The organism is Sphingomonas kyeonggiensis, assembly GCF_014196745.1.
Taxonomy (GTDB): domain Bacteria; phylum Pseudomonadota; class Alphaproteobacteria; order Sphingomonadales; family Sphingomonadaceae; genus Sphingomonas; species Sphingomonas kyeonggiensis.
The window spans coordinates 156,401-171,780 of sequence record NZ_JACIEH010000002.1; the positions used below are offsets into that span (position 1 = coordinate 156,401).

General features: G+C 67.9%; 15 protein-coding genes. 11 read left to right on the top strand and 4 right to left on the bottom strand.

Features of this window, described 5'->3' with window-relative positions; all coding sequences use genetic code 11:
* Positions 1–12 precede the first annotated feature (12 nt).
* From GGR46_RS09785 to GGR46_RS09805, 5 genes are all read left to right on the top strand, one after another.
* The gene (locus tag GGR46_RS09785; protein ID WP_183997189.1) at positions 13–969 is read left to right on the top strand and encodes a polysaccharide deacetylase family protein; all 957 of its coding nucleotides are present in this window, start codon (positions 13–15) and stop codon (positions 967–969) included.
* A gap of 5 nt (positions 970–974) precedes the next feature.
* A complete protein-coding gene (locus GGR46_RS09790; RefSeq protein WP_183998761.1) occupies positions 975–1,919 on the top strand; it encodes a GNAT family N-acetyltransferase in 945 nt (314 codons plus the stop codon).
* A 163-nt stretch (positions 1,920–2,082) separates the two neighbouring features.
* Entirely contained in the window at positions 2,083–2,814 is a 732-nt protein-coding gene (gene recO / locus GGR46_RS09795) for a DNA repair protein RecO (protein WP_183997191.1), read from the top strand.
* 48 nt (positions 2,815–2,862) lie between these two features.
* Positions 2,863–3,915 (top strand): 3-isopropylmalate dehydrogenase, encoded by a 1,053-nt coding sequence (gene leuB, locus GGR46_RS09800; protein ID WP_183997193.1) that lies wholly within the window; start codon positions 2,863–2,865, stop codon positions 3,913–3,915.
* Positions 3,912–5,015, top strand: coding sequence for a glycosyltransferase family 2 protein (locus tag GGR46_RS09805; protein ID WP_425506546.1), 1,104 nt, complete (start codon positions 3,912–3,914; stop codon positions 5,013–5,015). The genes leuB and GGR46_RS09805 overlap by 4 nt, the downstream gene beginning before the upstream one ends.
* Before the next feature lie 103 nt (positions 5,016–5,118).
* Here GGR46_RS09805 and GGR46_RS09810 read toward each other — a convergent pair whose 3' ends face one another.
* The gene (locus GGR46_RS09810; RefSeq protein WP_183997195.1) at positions 5,119–6,420 is read right to left on the bottom strand and encodes a glycosyltransferase family 39 protein; all 1,302 of its coding nucleotides are present in this window, start codon (positions 6,418–6,420) and stop codon (positions 5,119–5,121) included.
* A gap of 132 nt (positions 6,421–6,552) precedes the next feature.
* Between GGR46_RS09810 and GGR46_RS09815 the strand changes: the two genes are divergently transcribed.
* The 4 genes from GGR46_RS09815 to GGR46_RS09830 are packed head-to-tail and all read left to right on the top strand — an operon-like array spanning position 6,553 to position 9,527.
* A complete protein-coding gene (locus GGR46_RS09815; protein WP_183997198.1) occupies positions 6,553–7,761 on the top strand; it encodes a trans-sulfuration enzyme family protein in 1,209 nt (402 codons plus the stop codon).
* Entirely contained in the window at positions 7,761–8,159 is a 399-nt protein-coding gene (gene apaG, locus GGR46_RS09820) for a Co2+/Mg2+ efflux protein ApaG (RefSeq protein ID WP_183997200.1), read from the top strand. Before GGR46_RS09815 ends, apaG begins: the two co-directional genes overlap by 1 nt.
* Positions 8,156–8,947 carry a LysR family transcriptional regulator gene (locus GGR46_RS09825; RefSeq protein ID WP_183997202.1) on the top strand — a complete coding sequence of 264 codons (792 nt, stop codon included), beginning with the start codon at positions 8,156–8,158 and terminating at the stop codon, positions 8,945–8,947. Before apaG ends, GGR46_RS09825 begins: the two co-directional genes overlap by 4 nt.
* On the top strand, positions 8,931–9,527 hold the full coding sequence (locus GGR46_RS09830; RefSeq protein WP_183997204.1) for a GNAT family N-acetyltransferase: 597 nt from the start codon (positions 8,931–8,933) through the stop codon (positions 9,525–9,527). Before GGR46_RS09825 ends, GGR46_RS09830 begins: the two co-directional genes overlap by 17 nt.
* Here the strand turns inward: GGR46_RS09830 and GGR46_RS09835 are convergent.
* Complete coding sequence (locus tag GGR46_RS09835) at positions 9,493–10,662, bottom strand: hypothetical protein (RefSeq protein WP_183997206.1); 1,170 nt, start codon at positions 10,660–10,662, stop codon at positions 9,493–9,495. The two genes, GGR46_RS09830 and GGR46_RS09835, sit on opposite strands and share 35 nt — an antisense overlap.
* 124 nt (positions 10,663–10,786) lie before the next feature.
* Between GGR46_RS09835 and GGR46_RS09840 the strand changes: the two genes are divergently transcribed.
* Both GGR46_RS09840 and GGR46_RS09845 read left to right on the top strand, forming a co-directional pair.
* The gene (locus GGR46_RS09840; RefSeq protein ID WP_183997208.1) at positions 10,787–11,620 is read left to right on the top strand and encodes a TIGR00266 family protein; all 834 of its coding nucleotides are present in this window, start codon (positions 10,787–10,789) and stop codon (positions 11,618–11,620) included.
* Positions 11,617–11,880 carry a hypothetical protein gene (locus GGR46_RS09845; RefSeq protein ID WP_183997210.1) on the top strand — a complete coding sequence of 88 codons (264 nt, stop codon included), beginning with the start codon at positions 11,617–11,619 and terminating at the stop codon, positions 11,878–11,880. The genes GGR46_RS09840 and GGR46_RS09845 overlap by 4 nt, the downstream gene beginning before the upstream one ends.
* On the opposite strand, the gene GGR46_RS09850 is transcribed toward GGR46_RS09845, so the two are convergent.
* On the bottom strand, positions 11,877–13,190 hold the full coding sequence (locus tag GGR46_RS09850) for a serine hydrolase (protein ID WP_183997212.1): 1,314 nt from the start codon (positions 13,188–13,190) through the stop codon (positions 11,877–11,879). The two genes, GGR46_RS09845 and GGR46_RS09850, sit on opposite strands and share 4 nt — an antisense overlap.
* A gap of 178 nt (positions 13,191–13,368) precedes the next feature.
* On the bottom strand, positions 13,369–15,351 hold the full coding sequence (parE, locus tag GGR46_RS09855) for a DNA topoisomerase IV subunit B (protein WP_183997214.1): 1,983 nt from the start codon (positions 15,349–15,351) through the stop codon (positions 13,369–13,371).
* Positions 15,352–15,380: the final 29 nt, after the last annotated feature.

Sequence of the window (15,380 nt, forward strand, 5' to 3'; positions counted from 1 at the left end):
TACAGCGGCCGAATGGCTACCCGGGTCTTCATCACGATCGACACCGAGATCATGTGGCGGCACCATGTCGCCGGTCTCGATGTCGAGACGATCGTCCAGCGTTCGCTGGAGCCCGCCAATGTGGGCGTCGCCTGGCAGCTCGAGCAGCTGGCCAGGCACGGGCTCAAGGCCTGTTTCTTCGTCGATCCGATGCCGGCGCTGGTCTATGGCCTCGATCCGATCAAGCGCGTGGTCGGCGCGATCCTCGAGGCGGGGCAGGAGGTGCAGCTGCACCTGCACCCGAACTGGACCGGCGCCCATGCCGGCGACAAGGGCGCGACCTATGGCGCGTTCGAGCTGATCGACTACAGCTTCGACGAGCAGGTCGAGTTGCTTTCCGGTGCTTCCGACATGCTCGTCGCCTGCGGCGCGGCCGAGCCGATCGCCTTTCGCTCGGGCTCCTATTCGGCGAGCGACGACACGCTGGGCGCGCTGGCGCAGCTCGGCTTCGAATATGATTCCAGCCACAACGGCTCCGAGCATCCCTGGCCGAGCGCGATCGACCTGGGTGCGCGCCAGATCGCGCCGATCGCGCATCGCGGGCTGATCGAGGTGCCGGTGACGCTGATCGAGGATCGTGCCGGGCATCTGCGCCATTTCCAGATCTGCGCGCTCTCGGCCGGGGAGATGCGCGCGGCGCTCGATCACGCGGTGGTGCGCAGCCATTCCGCAGTCACGATCGTCAGCCACGGCTTCGAGCTTGCAAATCGCGCCGGGACGCGGCCTAACGCCGTGCACGTACGGCGCTTCCACGCGCTGTGCCGCATGTTGGCCAGCCGCCGGGGGGTGTTGGTGACCGAACATTTCGCAGACCGGCCGCGGATGGCGCTGGGCCAGGACGATGCGCCGCTCGGGCCGAGCCTGCTCCGCACGCGCTGGCGCCAGGCCGAGCAGCTCTGGTCGAACCTGGTCGAGGAGCGCGCCGCGTGAACGCGATGAGCGACGTCACCGCCGAGGCGCCGGCCGCCAAGGCGACCAGCCTGAAGTTCGAGATCGGGGCGCGGACGTTGATGGCGGTCCAGCGCTTCCTGGTGCGTGTGCCGCTGACGCTGGACGAAGCGCGGGCGGACCGGTTGCCGGTGCTGGCGCCGCTGCCGCGCGAGGCGCATGGCTATGTCGTCACCTCGCTGCCCGAGCATCTGGTGCCGGGGCTGGTCAAGGCCTCGGGCGACATGCTGCCCTTCATCCGCCAGCGCTACACCCGCTATTTCACCGATTTCGGTATGGGGTTCGATGGCTGGTGGAACGGGCTGTCGTCCAATGCCCGCCAGGGGATCAAGCGCAAGGCGAAGAAGATCGCGACCGAGAGCGGCGGCGAGCTCGACGTGCGGGCGTTCCGCGGGCCACAGGCGCTGGAGGATTTCCACGACGTCGCCAGGCGGATCTCGCTCAGGACGTACCAGGAGCGGCTGCTGGGCTCGGGTTTGCCCGACAGCCCCGAGTTCATCGCGACGATGCTCGCGCAGGGCGCTGCCGACCAGGTGCGTGCCTGGCTGCTCTACATCGCGGGCGAGCCGGCGGCCTATCTCTATTGCCCGGTGATCGAGGGCGGCGTGGTGATCTACGCCTATGTCGGTCACGACCCGGCGTTCAACGATCTCTCGCCCGGCGCGGTGCTCCAGCTCGAGGCGATGCGCGACCTGTTCGAGGAGGGGAAATTCTCCCGCTTCGACTTCACGGAAGGTGAAGGCCAGCACAAGCGCCAGTTCGCCACCGGCGGGGTGGCGTGCGTCGACCTGTTCCTGCTGCGGCCCTCGCTGGCCAATCGCGTGACGATGGCGGCGCTGGGCGGGTTCAACCGCGGCGTCGCGGGGGTGAAGGCGCTGGTGCAGCGCGTTGGCGCGGAGAAATTGGCGAAGAAGGTCCGGCGGGGCGGCTGACCAATTCCTCCCCCAGCTTGTCTGGGGGAGGGGGACCGCGACGCGAAGCGGCGGGGTGGAGGGGCCGGCGCAACGCGCCGGTGCCCGGCGCGCCCCTCCACCATTGCTTCGCAATGGTCCCCCTCCCCGAGACAAGCTCGGGGAGGAATTATATAGACCCTCCATGCACCTGCGCGCCGAAGCCATCATCCTCTCCGTTCGCGCGCATGGCGAGCACGGGGCGATCGTGCGGGCGTTCACCGAGGAGGATGGCGTGCAGCCCGGCTATGTCCGTGGCGGGCACGGCCGGACGCTGCGGCCGGTGCTCCAGCCAGCGAACCTGGTGCAGGGCGAATGGCGCTCGCGGACCGAGGATGCGCTGGCCGGGCTCACGGTGGAGCTGCTCCACAGCCGCGCGGCGATGTTCTCCGAGGCCCTGCCCGCCGCCGCCTTCCAATGGGCGACTGCGCTCACCGCCTTCTCCCTGCCCGAGGGGCTGCCCTATCCGCGGCTCTACATCGCGCTCGACGGCGTGCTCGCCGCGATCGAGGCGGCGCCGGCGGCGCGGGGCTGGGCGGTGGCGATGGTGCGGTACGAGCTGCTGCTGCTCGCCGAGCTCGGGTTCGGGCTCGATCTCGAACATTGCGCGGCGACCGGCCGCAACGACGACCTTGCCTATGTCAGCCCCAAGAGCGGCATCGCGGTGAGCCGGCTGGGCGCCGAGGGCTATGAGAACCGGCTGCTCCGCCTGCCGCGCTTTCTGGTCGAGGGCGGGGAGGCGGGATGGGAGGATATCCTCGACGGCCTGAAGCTCACCGGCCACTTCCTCGAACGCGATCTGCTGATCGGAAAGGGCGCCGAGCTGCTCGCGGCGCGCGCGCGGCTGGTCGATCGGTTGAAGCGCGCTGTTGCGTGACGGCCACAAGGGCGGCAAAGCAGGCGGCGAATACGTGGGGAGCATGAATTGCCACTGATTGCTGTTCTGCCCGGTGACGGGATCGGTCCGGAGGTTACGCGCGAGGCGCGCCGGGTTCTGGAAGCGCTGGCCTTGGGCCTGGACTTCGAGGAGGCGCCCGTCGGCGGCGCCGCCTATCTGCTGACCGGGCGGCCGCTGCCCGAAGAGACGCTCGCGCTCGCCAAGAAGGCCGACGCCGTGCTGTTCGGCGCGATCGGCGATCCGCGCTTCGAGGCGCTGGAGCGCCGGCTGCGCCCCGAGGCTGCGCTGCTCGGCATCCGCCGCGAGCTCGGCCTGTTCGCCAATCTCCGCCCGGCGACGCTGTTCCCGGCTCTTGCGGATGCTTCCCCGCTCAAGCCCGAAGTGGTGGCGGGGCTCGACCTGGTCATCGTCCGCGAGCTGGTCGGCGACGTCTATTTCGGCGAGAAGGGCCGCCGCCATGATGCCGAGGGGCTGCGTCAGGGATTCGATATCATGAGCTACAACGAGGCCGAAGTGGAGCGTATCGCTCGCGTCGGCTTCGAGATGGCCAAGCGCCGCAAGAAGAAGCTCTGCTCGGTCGACAAGGCGAACGTGCTCGAGACCTCGCAGCTCTGGCGCGACGTGGTCAACGAGATGGCGACCGAATATCCCGACGTGCATCTCACCCACATGTACGTCGACAATGCCGCCATGCAGCTGGTGCGCGCGCCCGCGGCGTTCGACGTGATCGTCACCGGCAATCTGTTCGGCGACATCCTTTCCGACCAGGCGAGCATGTGCGCCGGCTCGATCGGCATGCTGCCCTCGGCCTCGCTGTGCGCATGGAGCGGGGACAATGGCATGTACGAGCCGATCCACGGTTCGGCGCCCGACATCGCCGGACAGGGCAAGGCCAATCCGTGCGGCGCGATCCTCTCGGCGGCGATGCTGCTGCGCCATTCGCTCGGCAACGAGGAAGCGGCGCTCAAGGTCGAGCGCGCGGTCGGCGAGGCGCTCGCCAAGGGTGCGCGCACGGCCGATCTGGGTGGCTCGATGTCGACCGCCGAGATGGGCGACGCGGTGCTCAAGGAGCTCGTGTGATCCCTGACCAGCTCGAGCTCGCGGTCGTCATCCCGACCTTCAACGAGCGGGCGAACGTGCCGCTGCTGATCGAGAAGCTCGATGCGGCGCTGGCGGGGCGGAACTGGGAAGCGATCTTCGTCGACGACAACAGCCCGGACGGGACGGCGGATGCCGCCCGCGAGCTGGGCCGGCGCGACAGCCGGGTGCGGGTGATCCAGCGGATCGGCCGGCGCGGGCTGTCGAGCGCGTGCATCGAAGGCATGTGCGCCACCGCCGCGCCCTTCGTGGCGGTGATCGACGGCGACCTGCAGCATGACGAGACGCTGCTGCCCGGGATGCTCGACGCGCTCGAAGGCGATTCGACGCTCGACGTGGTGATCGGCTCGCGCTTCGTCGATGGCGGCGGCACGGGCGAATGGGACGAGGAGCGCGTGGCGAAGTCGGCGCTGGCGACCCGGTTGTCGCGCCGGGTGCTCAAGGCGGACCTGTCCGATCCGATGAGCGGCTTCTTCACGATGCGCACCCAGATCGTGCGCGACCTGGTGCCGACGCTGTCGGCGATCGGCTTCAAGATCCTGCTCGACATCATGACGGCCTCGCCCAAGCCGCTGAAGTTCCTCGAGCTGCCCTATGTGTTCCGCACCCGGGCGCTGGGCGAGTCCAAGCTCGATTACGTCGTGGCGATGGAATATCTGATTGCGCTGTACGACCGGATGTTCGGCCGCGTGGTGCCGGTGCGCTTCGTGATGTTCTCCGGCATCGGCGCGCTCGGTGCGGGCGTGCACTTCCTGATCCTCGCGCTGTTCTTCCGGGGACTGAACTGGCCGTTCGTCGGCGCGACGATCCTCGCCACCGCGGCGGCGATGACCTTCAACTTCTTCCTCAACAACGCGCTGACCTATCGCGAGCAGCGGCTGAAGGGGGCGAAGTCGCTGCTCGGCGGCTGGGTGTCGTTCTGCCTGGTGTGCAGCGTCGGTGCGGCCGCGAATGTCGGCGTCGCGGCGTTCCTCCACAATGTCCAGCATGGCGACTGGCGCTTCGCGGCATTGGCGGGAATCGCGGTGGCGGCGGTGTGGAACTTCGCGCTGTCGTCGCGCTTCGTCTGGGGGCGGTACTGACAAATAGCCGTCATCCCGGCGAAAGCCGGGATCTCGTGCAGCTCTTTCTCTGCGCCTTCGCCTGAGATCCCGGCTTTCGCCGGGATGACGGTTTGGAGCAGTTCTACCGCCAGCTGCCGATCCACATCCAGTGGACGAAGCCCTGGCTGTTGGCGAGCGCCGCGCCCGAGAGGATCGGGTAGAAATAGCCGAACATCAGCAGCGAGAGCGCGACGAACCACTCCTCCCAGCCGCGATTCTTGCCCTTGTCGAAGTGCAGGAAGGCGAGCGGCAGCGCCATGCACAGGAAGATGCTGCTCGGGTGGTAGTAATAATAGAAGCCGATCGACTTGGGGATCACGACATAGATCGCCAGCGACGCGGTCCATAGCAGGGCGATCGCCAGCGGCTTGATCGCCTTGTCCTTGAACCAGGCCCAGTAGCAGGCCAGCACCGCGACCAGCCCGCCCCACATGATCAGCGGGTTGCCGATCAGCAGCACGCCGCGCTGGGCGCCGCGGTCCCATTCATAGAAATACCAGATCGGCCGCAGCATCAGCGGCCAGCTCCACCAGCTCGACTGATAGGTGTGGTGCGGCAGGATCTGGGTCTGCATCTGCCACATGTGGATCTGCTGGGCGAACAGGCCGGACAGCGAGGTCAGCGGATCGGTGGTGTAGAAGAAGGCGGGCAGGAAGGTGAGGAAATAGGTGACCACGCTCACCCCGCCCATCGCCAGCAGCGCCGGGATGGCGGGCAGGCCGGGCCAGTGCGGCTGGTCCTTGCCGGAAAGCGCGGAGAGGACCGGCTTCCTGGCCCGGCGCGCGTCGCGGATGCGGATGACGAGGAAGGCGAGCCCGGCCAGCACGATATAAGGCACGCCCGCCCATTTGACCGCGGTGGTCATCCCGAGCAGCACGCCCATGGCCAGCCAGCGCCACCAGACGCGCTTGCCGCTGCCCTTCATCGACCACAGGCCCATCACCAGCGCCCATACCAGGAAGCAGCCGAGGAACACGTCCAGCATGCCGGTGCGCGCCTGGACATAGACGGTCTGGTTGAGCAGCGTCAGCAGCCCGCCGACCAGCGAGGCGCGCATGCTGCCGGTGAGCAGCCAGAGAAAGGCGAAGACGCCGAGCACCGTCGCGGTGCCCGCGATGGTCGAGGCGATGCGCCAGCCGAACGGATTGTCACCGAGCAGCGCCATGCCCGCCGCGATCAGCTCCTTGCCGAGCATCGGATGCTCGACATTGCGCGGGCCCGACAGGTCGAGCAGCGCCTGGGCGGCGGGGAGATAGTGGATCTCGTCGAACATGATCACGCTGGGCTGATCGAGATGGATCAGGAACAGCGCCTCGGCGATGACGGCGAGAAGCAGGGCGACGGTCCAGGGACGGTCGCGCAGGGCCTTGAGGCGATCGAGCATGGCGGGTGGGATAGCCGACCGTTTCGTGGCCGTCATGCCCCCAAATCCTCCCTCGCGAAGCAGGGCTTGGGGGCGCCCAAGTGACGACCGGTGTTGACGCCTCGGCCCCCCAGCCGCAAAGCATCCCGCACTATGAAGCGTCGTACAGGCCAAGACCGCAGCGTCACCCGCAACTGGAAACCCGCCACCCAGGCCGTGCGCGGAGGCACCGCGCGTTCCGAATGGGGCGAGACGAGCGAAGCGATCTTCATGACCTCGGGCTATGCCTATGACTGTGCCGGCGACGCCGCCGCGCGGTTCGCCGGCGAGCAGGAGGGCATGACCTATTCGCGCCTGCAGAACCCGACGGTGCAGATGCTCGAGGAGCGGATCGCGCTGCTCGAAGGCGCCGAGGCCTGCCGCACCATGGCCACCGGCATGGCGGCGATGACCGCGGCGATCCTCTGCCAGGTGAGCGCCGGCGACCATATCGTCCAGGGCCGCGCCGCCTTCGGCTCGTGCCGCTGGCTGACCGACAGCCTGTTGCCCCGCTTCGGCGTCGAGACCACGGTGATCGACGCGCGCGACCCGCAGCAGTTCCAGGACGCGATCCGCCCGAACACCAAGATCTTCTTCTTCGAGACCCCGGCCAATCCGACGATGGACGTGGTCGACCTGGAAGCGGTGTGCGCGATCGCCCGGAAGCACGGCATCACCACCGTGGTCGACAATGCCTTCGCCACGCCGGCGCTGCAGCGCCCGATGGAGTTCGGCGCGGACGTGGTGGCCTATTCGGCGACCAAGATGATGGACGGGCAGGGCCGCGTGCTCGCCGGCGCGGTCGCCGGTTCGTCGCAGTTCATCAACGAGGTGCTGCTGCCCTTCACCCGCAACACCGGCCCGAACCTGTCGCCGTTCAACGCCTGGGTGGTGCTGAAGGGGCTGGAGACGCTCGACCTGCGCATCCGCCGCCAGAGCGAGAATGCGCTCAAGGTCGGCAGCTTCCTCGAGAAGCGCGTGCCCAAGGTGAACTTCCCGGCGCTGCCCAGCCACCCGCAGCACAATCTCTTCTCGCGCCAGATGGAAGCGGCCGGCCCGATCTTCTCGTTCGAGGTCGATGGCGGGCGCAAGCAGGCGCATGCCCTGCTCGACGCGCTGCAGCTCGTCGACATCTCGAACAATATCGGCGATTCGCGCTCGCTGATGACGCATCCCAGCTCGACTACCCATTATGGCGTCAGCGAGGAGAAGCGCTTGGAGATGGGCGTGACCGAGGGCATGCTGCGGCTCAATGTTGGGCTGGAGGATCCCGAGGACGTGATCGCCGATCTCGACCAGGCATTGAGGGCCACCGGATTGTGATGGACGCATTGTTCACCGATGCGGAGGAAACGCGCGGGATCACCGTGCGCGTATCGGTGAGCTATCTGCCCGAGCAGAGCGAGCCCGATCGCGGCCGCTGGTTCTGGGCCTATCACATCCGTATCGAGAATAGCGGGCCGATGACGGTGCAGCTGCTCACCCGCCACTGGATCATCACCGACGGGCGCGGCGCGCGCCACACGGTGGAGGGCGAGGGCGTGGTCGGCGAGCAGCCGATGATCGCGCCGGGGGCGAGCTTCGACTATGTGTCGGGCTGCCCGCTGAGCACGCCGACGGGGAATATGCAGGGCAGTTATCACATGATCGGTGAGGATGGTTCGGCGTTCGACGTCGCCATCCCGAAGTTCGCGCTCACGGCGCCGGCGGTGGCGGAATGAAGCGGACGCATCTCCCCCTCAACGGCCTGCGCGTGCTCGATGCCGCGGCGCGCCATCTGAGCTTCACCCGCGCGGCGGACGAGCTGGCGGTGACGCCGGCCGCGGTGGGCCAGCAGATCCGCGCGCTGGAGGACACGCTGGGCGTCGTCCTGTTCCGCCGCACCACCAAGGGGCTGGAGCTGACTCCCGAGGCCGAGGCCGGCCTGTCGGCGCTGCGCGCTGGCTTCCTCCAGTTCGAGGAGAGCGTGCGGGCGATGCAGGCGGGGCAGTCGTCCAAGTCGCTGACCATCGCCGCGCCGCGCGACCTGACCGCGAAGTGGCTGATGCCGCGCCTGGCCGAGATCGCCCGGGTCGACCGCGACCTGCGCTTCGTGCTGGTGCCCGCCGACGACGCGCTCGACTTCACCGAGGCCAATCTCGATCTCGCGATCCGCTGGGGCGAAGGCCCGGGCGAGCACGAGGGCGAGGCGCTGGAGAGCGACGGGATGGTCACCGTCGAGCGGCCGGCCGGCAGCATCGACGTGCGCATCTCCTGGCCGGGCTGCATGGCCGAGGATGCCGGATCGCTGGTTCGCGTCGCCGATGCGGGCCTGGCGCTCGATGCCGCGGCCGAGGGGCTGGGCCGGGCGACCGTGCCCGAGCTGCTGGCGCGCACCGACATCGCCTCGGGGCGGGTGGTCGTGGTCGGCGAGCCGAAAAGCTCGAAGCTCGGCTATTGGCTGGTCGCGCCGCTGCCGCAGTGGCGGCAGAAGAAGGTCAAGACGCTGGTCGATGCGCTGGCTTCGTAGCCGACGGTCCGGCCAGTCCGGCCGGCCGATTCCCGTCCTCACCACCGAGCGGCTGCGCCTGCGGTCGGGGGCGTTCGAGGATGCGGAATCGCTGCACCGCGCCTTTTCCGATCCGCCTTCGATGCAATGGTGGACCGAGGCACCCTATACCAGCCTCGAGCAGACCCGGGCGCATCTGGCCCGGCCCGGCATGGGCTGGCGGCGCTGGGTGATCACCGCGCACGGATCGAACCTGGCGCTCGGCTTCGTCGTGGCGGGCGAGAAGCGGCAGGGCAATGTCAGCGAGGTCGGCTATATGCTCGTGCCCGACGCGCGCGGCCACGGCTATGCGCGCGAGGCGCTCGGCGGGGTGCTCGACCAGCTCTTCCGGGCCGAGGGCCAGCGCAAGGCGGTGGCGGACACCGATCCCGAGAACCTCGCCTCGCGCCGCCTGCTCGAGCAGATGGGCTTCGGGCTCGAGGGCATGCTGCGCGCCGAATGGGAAACGCATATCGGCGTGCGCGATACCGCGCTCTATGGCCTGCTGGCCGCCGACTGGACGGGGATCAGCCGCCCTTCGACGGCACCGGATCGGGTGTGAGGTCGAGCGAGACCAGCCGGCCCTTGGTCGAGCGGGTCTGCATGTTGGAGCCGGTATTGCTCTGTGCGTCGAAGACCAGCGTGAAGCGCTCGACCCGGACCATGCCGTCCGATCCAGCCGGCAGCTTGAGTGGCACGTAACGCCGCTTGGGCAGCGTGCGGAAGATGTATTTGGGCCAGTCGTTCGAGATCTGCGGCGACCGTCGCAGCTCGTCGACATCGTGCACCCGGCCGCTCGCGTCGATCTTGAAGCGCAGGTCGATCCATTCGGGGTTGGTGTCGAGGCCACGGGCGGCGACGCCGGTGAAGGGGCCGTTGCGGAAGGAGGGTTCCTCATAGACCAGCACGGGATAGGTGAAGCCTTCCCCGGCGAGCTTCTGCAGCGTCTTCTCCAGGTCGTCGTCGTCGCCGGTGGTGGCGGCAAGGCGTGCGCGCAGCAGCTGGGCCGCGACGCGGAACGCGGCCAGTTCGGGTTCGGTCGTGCGCTCCAGCCGGGAGATCGCGGCGCGGGCGGGCGTGCGATAGCCGGAGTCGATCGCGGATAGTGCGGTGAAGAGCGTGGCGGGGCGGAGCATGGCGTTCGCCATCACCCGCAGATGTCCTGCCTCGCGCGCCTGCTTCTCGACCTTGCGATAGACATCGGTCGCCGCCGTGATCCTGCCGGTGTGGATGAACTCGTCGCCGGTCATCAGGCGCTGGTCCAGGATGCGGGCGTCTCCGGCTTCGAAGCCGCCCTTCAGGGTATCGAGCGCGCCGATCTGGAGGATGCGGCCGTCGTCGGGGCGGCCGTTCATGTTGGTGAGCCGGCCATAGGCGCGGTCGAGATCGGAAACTTCGATCGGATATTGCTTCGCATATTGCGCGTTGCGGCCGTGCGAGGCGGCCAGCGTGGCGCGGGCGTTGCGGTAATCGCCCTCGAGGAACTGGTTCTCGGCATGCGCCAGGCTCGCGTCGATATCCTCGTTGGGCGGGCAATGGCGCTCGAGACAGGCCCTGAGCCGCTTCGCCGTCTCGGACAGCGGATTGCCGGTGACGATGATCGTCGTATTGCCGTCCTGGGTGCTGTTCTCCTGCGCCCATGCCGGTGCCGAGGCGATGAGCGCCATTCCAGCCGTCGCCCAGATACAGGTCCGCATATCCGTGATCTCCCTGTCGCAAATTGCGGGATCGCGGAATATTTTGCCAGCCCATATTGGACCAGCTTGGCGGGTGCGCGCGCCGGCGGCTAAGGATGCGCGCATCGCAGGACGGAGACACCACATGCCGCAAAGCCCCTGGAGCCACAGCCGCAACGCCGGCATCGCCGACGACATCGATTTCGAGATCAAGGGGCAGGAGCTCCAGTTCGTCGAGATCGAGCTCGATCCGGGCGAGAGCGCGGTGGCCGAGGCCGGCGCGCTGGTCTGGAAGGACGCGGCGGTGGGGATGACCACCGTGTTCGGCGATGGCAGCGGCCAGCAGGGCGGCGGCTTCATGGGCGCGCTGCTCGGCGCCGGCAAAAGGCTGGTCACCGGCGAGAGCCTGTTCACCACCGTCTTCACGCACAATGGTACGGGCAAGGCCCGCGTCGCCTTTGCCGCACCCGTGCCGGGGGCGATCGTGCCCCTGAAGCTCGACAGCCTCGGCGGCACGCTGATCTGCCAGAAGGACGCGTTCCTCTGCGCCGCCAAGGGCGTGTCGATGGGCATCGCCTTCCAGCGCCGGATCATGACCGGCCTGTTCGGTGGCGAAGGCTTCATCATGCAGAAGCTCGATGGCGATGGCTGGGTGTTCGTCCAGTTCGGCGGCATGGTCGTCGAGCGCGAGCTCGCGCCGGGCGAGGAGCTGCACGTCGACACTGGCTGTGTCGCCGCCTTCACGCCTTCGGTGGAGTTCGACCTGGTGAGCGCCGGTGGCGTGCGCAGCATGATCTTCGGCGGCGAGGGGCTGTTCTTCGCGCGCCTGCGCGGTCCCGGCAAGGTGTGGATCCAGTCGCTGCCCTTCTCCCGCCTGGCCGGCCGGATGATGGCGGCGGCCTCGTCCTATGGCGGGCAGAATCGCGGCGAGGGGTCGGTGCTCGGCGGGTTGGGCGACCTGATCGGCGGCAATCGTTGAGCCGTCCGATCCCCGATTTGCGCGATCCCGCGCAGCGCAGCGCCTATCGCCGGGAGCTGATGCAGGTCGCCAAGGGCTTTCGCCGCACCGGCGTGGCGCTGGCGGTGCTCGGATCGGCGCTGATCCTGGTCAATGCCTATTGGACGCCGATCCCCAACATCGTCACGCTGGCGGCGATCGTCACCGGCTTCGCGCTGATGCTGTTCGGCATCGGCGCACGCACCAAATACCACAAGCGCCGGATGCGCGGGGAGATCTAGGGGGCGCTGAGTTCCGCCGCCTTGCCGATCAGCGAGGCGAAGCGGCCCTCGTCCACGGCCTTCTGCAGGTCGTTCCAGCTGCCGGTGACGACATACCAGTCGCCATTCCGCGCCTGGAGCAGCAGGGTCATGTTCATCACGCCCGGCTCCGATCCGCCCTTGTAGCCGATCCATTGCCACTTGCCCCGCACATCGGGGCTGACGCCGGGATTGACCGACAGCACCTTGCGCGCCTCGATTCCCGCCATCCCCTCGGTGTTGCGGCGCAGCCAGTCCATCACCCGGACCAGATCGTTCGGGCTCTCGAACCATTCGAGCGTGTCGATTCGGTTGGGGATCTTCTGGGTGAAGCTGGTCGCGTTGATCAGGATCGGCGGGATGCCCGCCACCTCACCATCGAGCAGCTTGCGGCGGCCGGCTTCGTCGAGCGGCAGATACCGCTCCGCCAGCCCCGCCACGCCCTTGAGCTTGAACAGCTCCATCGTCCCGAGAAAGGGGCGGTTGCGGGCCGGATCGGCGATGCCGAGCACCGGCATCATCGCCTCGACCTTCGCGCGGCCCAGCGCGTGGAGCAGGATGTCGGTCGCGCTGTTGTCGCTGATCGAGATCATCTGGGTGGCGAGCTCGCGCAGGGGCACCCGGGTGCCCCTGGGCTTCCGGGCGTAGACGCCGCCGGGCAGCGTGCCGCCATCGAGCGTGACGAGATCGTCCCATGTCCGCTCGCCCGCATTGGTGGCGCGGACCAACTCGGCGAGGATCACCAGCTTGAAGGCCGAGCCGATCGCATAGGGCTTGTCGGCATTGCGCCCCTTCAGCAGCTGCGGCGCACCGCTGCCCAGCCTGGCGATCGCATAGCCGACATCGCCGGGCAGCGCCGCAAAGGCGCTCTCGACCGCAGGCAGTGTCTTCTCCGCGCTCTCGAAGCCACGGACGAGCAGCCCGCCGACCCGGTGCGGCGCCGCCGGATCGGCGACGAGCAGGACATTGGCCACGGCTTTCTCGTACTGGACGCGCACCGTCGCGCGCCAGGGCGTCTCCTGCGACACGCTCAGGATCTGCATCGGCTTGCCGTTGCCGGCGATCAGCTGGGCGGTGACTGCCTGGAGCGTCGCCTGGGGCACCTGGGCCTGGAAGGCGGGGGTGAAATAGCCGGCATAGTCGCCGCCGCCGCTCAGGATCGGAATCAACGCGTCGAGCCGGGCCTGGAAGGCGGGATCGGGCTGTACGGGCTGGGCTGCGGCCGGAGCCGCGGTCTGTGCCGTGGCGGGGGCGGCGATCAGGAACGCGGCGAGAAGCGGGAGCAGGCGCATCGGTGCCTCATCGGCTGTGGATGCGCTGCTTCTACCGGGAATAAATTATGATATCAACATTTATTGACCAAGCCGTCATCCCGACGAAAGTCGGGATCTCAGGCGATGGCGGGAAAGGAGCCGCACGAGATCCCGGCTTTCGCCGGGATGACGATATTGGAGATGCCGGCTCGTCCGCTCACGCGTCGATCACTTCCTCGTCGAGCCGCGCCGCATTCTCCTGGATGAAGGCGAATCTATGGGCAGGATTGTTGCCCATCAGCCGGTCGACCAGGTCCTTCACGCCGGCGCGTTCCTCATATTCCTGGGGCAAAGTGATGCGCAGCAGGCCCCGGCTCTTCGGGTCCATCGTAGTTTCCTTGAGCTGGTTCGGGTTCATCTCGCCGAGACCCTTGAACCGGCTGACCTCGACCTTCTTGCCCTTGAACACGCTGTTCTCGATCTCGAGCCGGTGCGCATCGTCGCGCGCGTAGAGCGACTTCGAGCCCACGGTCAGGCGGTAGAGCGGCGGCTGGGCGAGATAGAGATGCCCCTGGCGGACCAGATCGGGCATTTCCTGGAAGAAGAAGGTCATCAGCAGCGTGGCGATGTGCGCGCCGTCCACGTCTGCGTCGGTCATGATGATGATCCGCTCGTAGCGCAGGTTGCTCGGATCGCAGTCCTTGCGGGTGCCGCAGCCCATGGCGAGGATCAGGTCGGCGATTTCCTGGTTGGCCAGGATCTTCGCGGACGTGGCCGAGGCGACGTTGAGGATCTTGCCGCGGATCGGCAGGATCGCCTGGGTCTTGCGGTCGCGCGCCTGCTTGGCGCTGCCGCCTGCCGAATCGCCCTCGACGATGAACAGCTCGGTGCCCGCCGGATCGTCCGCCGAGCAATCGGTGAGCTTGCCGGGCAGGCGGAGCTTGCGCGCGCTGGTCGCGGTCTTGCGCTTGACCTCGCGCTCCTGCTTGCGGCGCAGGCGGTCGTCCATCCGCTCGAGCACATAGCCGAGCAGCGCCTTGCCGCGGTCCATATTGTCGGTGAGGAAATGGTCGAAATGGTCGCGCACGGCCTTTTCGACCAGCGCGGTCGCCTCGGGCGAGGTCAGCCGGTCCTTGGTCTGCGACTGGAATTGCGGTTCGCGGATGAACACGCTCAGCATCAGTTCGCTGCCGGTCATCACGTCGTCCGCGGTGATGTCCTTGGCCTTTTTCTGGCCGACCAGCTCGGCAAAGGCGCGGATCGAGCGGGTCAGCGCCTGGCGCAGGCCCTGTTCGTGCGTGCCGCCATCGGGTGTCGGGATGGTGTTGCAATACCAGCTGTACGAACCGTCGCTCCACAGCGGCCAGGCGACTGCCCATTCGACCCGGCCGTTATTCTCGCCCGGGAAATCCTGATTGCCCGAGAAGAAGTCGGCGGTGGCGCATTCGCGGGTGCCGATCTGCTCCTTGAGGTGATCGGCAAGGCCGCCGGGGAACTGGAACACGGCCTCCGGGGGCGTGTCGTCGCTGATCAGCTCGGCATCGCACTTCCAGCGAATCTCGACGCCGGCGAAGAGATACGCCTTGGAGCGGACCAGCTTGTAGAGCCGGGCCGGCTTGAACAGCATCTCGCCGAAGATCTCGGTATCGGGGATGAAGCTTACCGAAGTACCGCGCCGGTTGGGCGTGCCGCCGACATGCTCCAGGGGGCCGAGCGTCTTTCCCTGGCTGAAGCGCTGGCGATAAAGCTGCTTGTCGCGCGCGACCTCCACCGTGGTGTCGATCGACAGCGCGTTGACCACCGAGATGCCCACGCCGTGCAGGCCGCCCGACGTGGCATAGGCCTTGCCCGAGAACTTGCCGCCCGAGTGGAGCATCGAGAGGATCACTTCGAGCGCCGACTTGTCGGGGAATTTGGGGTGCGGATCGATCGGCATGCCGCGGCCATTGTCGGTGATCGTGATGCGGTTGCCCGCCTCGAGTTGCACCTCGATGCGGTTGGCATGCCCGGCCACCGCTTCGTCCATCGCATTGTCGAGGATCTCGGCGGCGAGGTGATGCAGCGCGCGCTCGTCGGTGCCGCCGATGTACATGCCCGGGCGGCGCCGTACCGGCTCCAGCCCTTCGAGGACTTCGATCGAGGAAGCGTCATAGGTGCCGGAGGGCACGCCCGGCGCGGCAAACAAGTCTTCAGCAGCCATGGAGAACGTATAGGGGGTGCGGGGCGCGA

Coding starts and splice junctions, on each gene's coding strand:
- recO (WP_183997191.1), top strand. CDS start 2,083: ATGCACCTGCGCGCCGAAGCCATCATCCTCTCCGTTCGCGCGCATGGC.
- GGR46_RS09790 (WP_183998761.1), top strand. CDS start 975: ATGAGCGACGTCACCGCCGAGGCGCCGGCCGCCAAGGCGACCAGCCTG.
- GGR46_RS09840 (WP_183997208.1), top strand. CDS start 10,787: ATGCCGCAAAGCCCCTGGAGCCACAGCCGCAACGCCGGCATCGCCGAC.
- GGR46_RS09810 (WP_183997195.1), bottom strand. CDS start 6,420: ATGCTCGATCGCCTCAAGGCCCTGCGCGACCGTCCCTGGACCGTCGCC.
- GGR46_RS09825 (WP_183997202.1), top strand. CDS start 8,156: ATGAAGCGGACGCATCTCCCCCTCAACGGCCTGCGCGTGCTCGATGCC.
- GGR46_RS09815 (WP_183997198.1), top strand. CDS start 6,553: ATGAAGCGTCGTACAGGCCAAGACCGCAGCGTCACCCGCAACTGGAAA.
- GGR46_RS09835 (WP_183997206.1), bottom strand. CDS start 10,662: ATGCGGACCTGTATCTGGGCGACGGCTGGAATGGCGCTCATCGCCTCG.
- GGR46_RS09850 (WP_183997212.1), bottom strand. CDS start 13,190: ATGCGCCTGCTCCCGCTTCTCGCCGCGTTCCTGATCGCCGCCCCCGCC.
- apaG (WP_183997200.1), top strand. CDS start 7,761: ATGGACGCATTGTTCACCGATGCGGAGGAAACGCGCGGGATCACCGTG.
- parE (WP_183997214.1), bottom strand. CDS start 15,351: ATGGCTGCTGAAGACTTGTTTGCCGCGCCGGGCGTGCCCTCCGGCACC.
- GGR46_RS09830 (WP_183997204.1), top strand. CDS start 8,931: ATGCGCTGGCTTCGTAGCCGACGGTCCGGCCAGTCCGGCCGGCCGATT.
- GGR46_RS09785 (WP_183997189.1), top strand. CDS start 13: ATGGCTACCCGGGTCTTCATCACGATCGACACCGAGATCATGTGGCGG.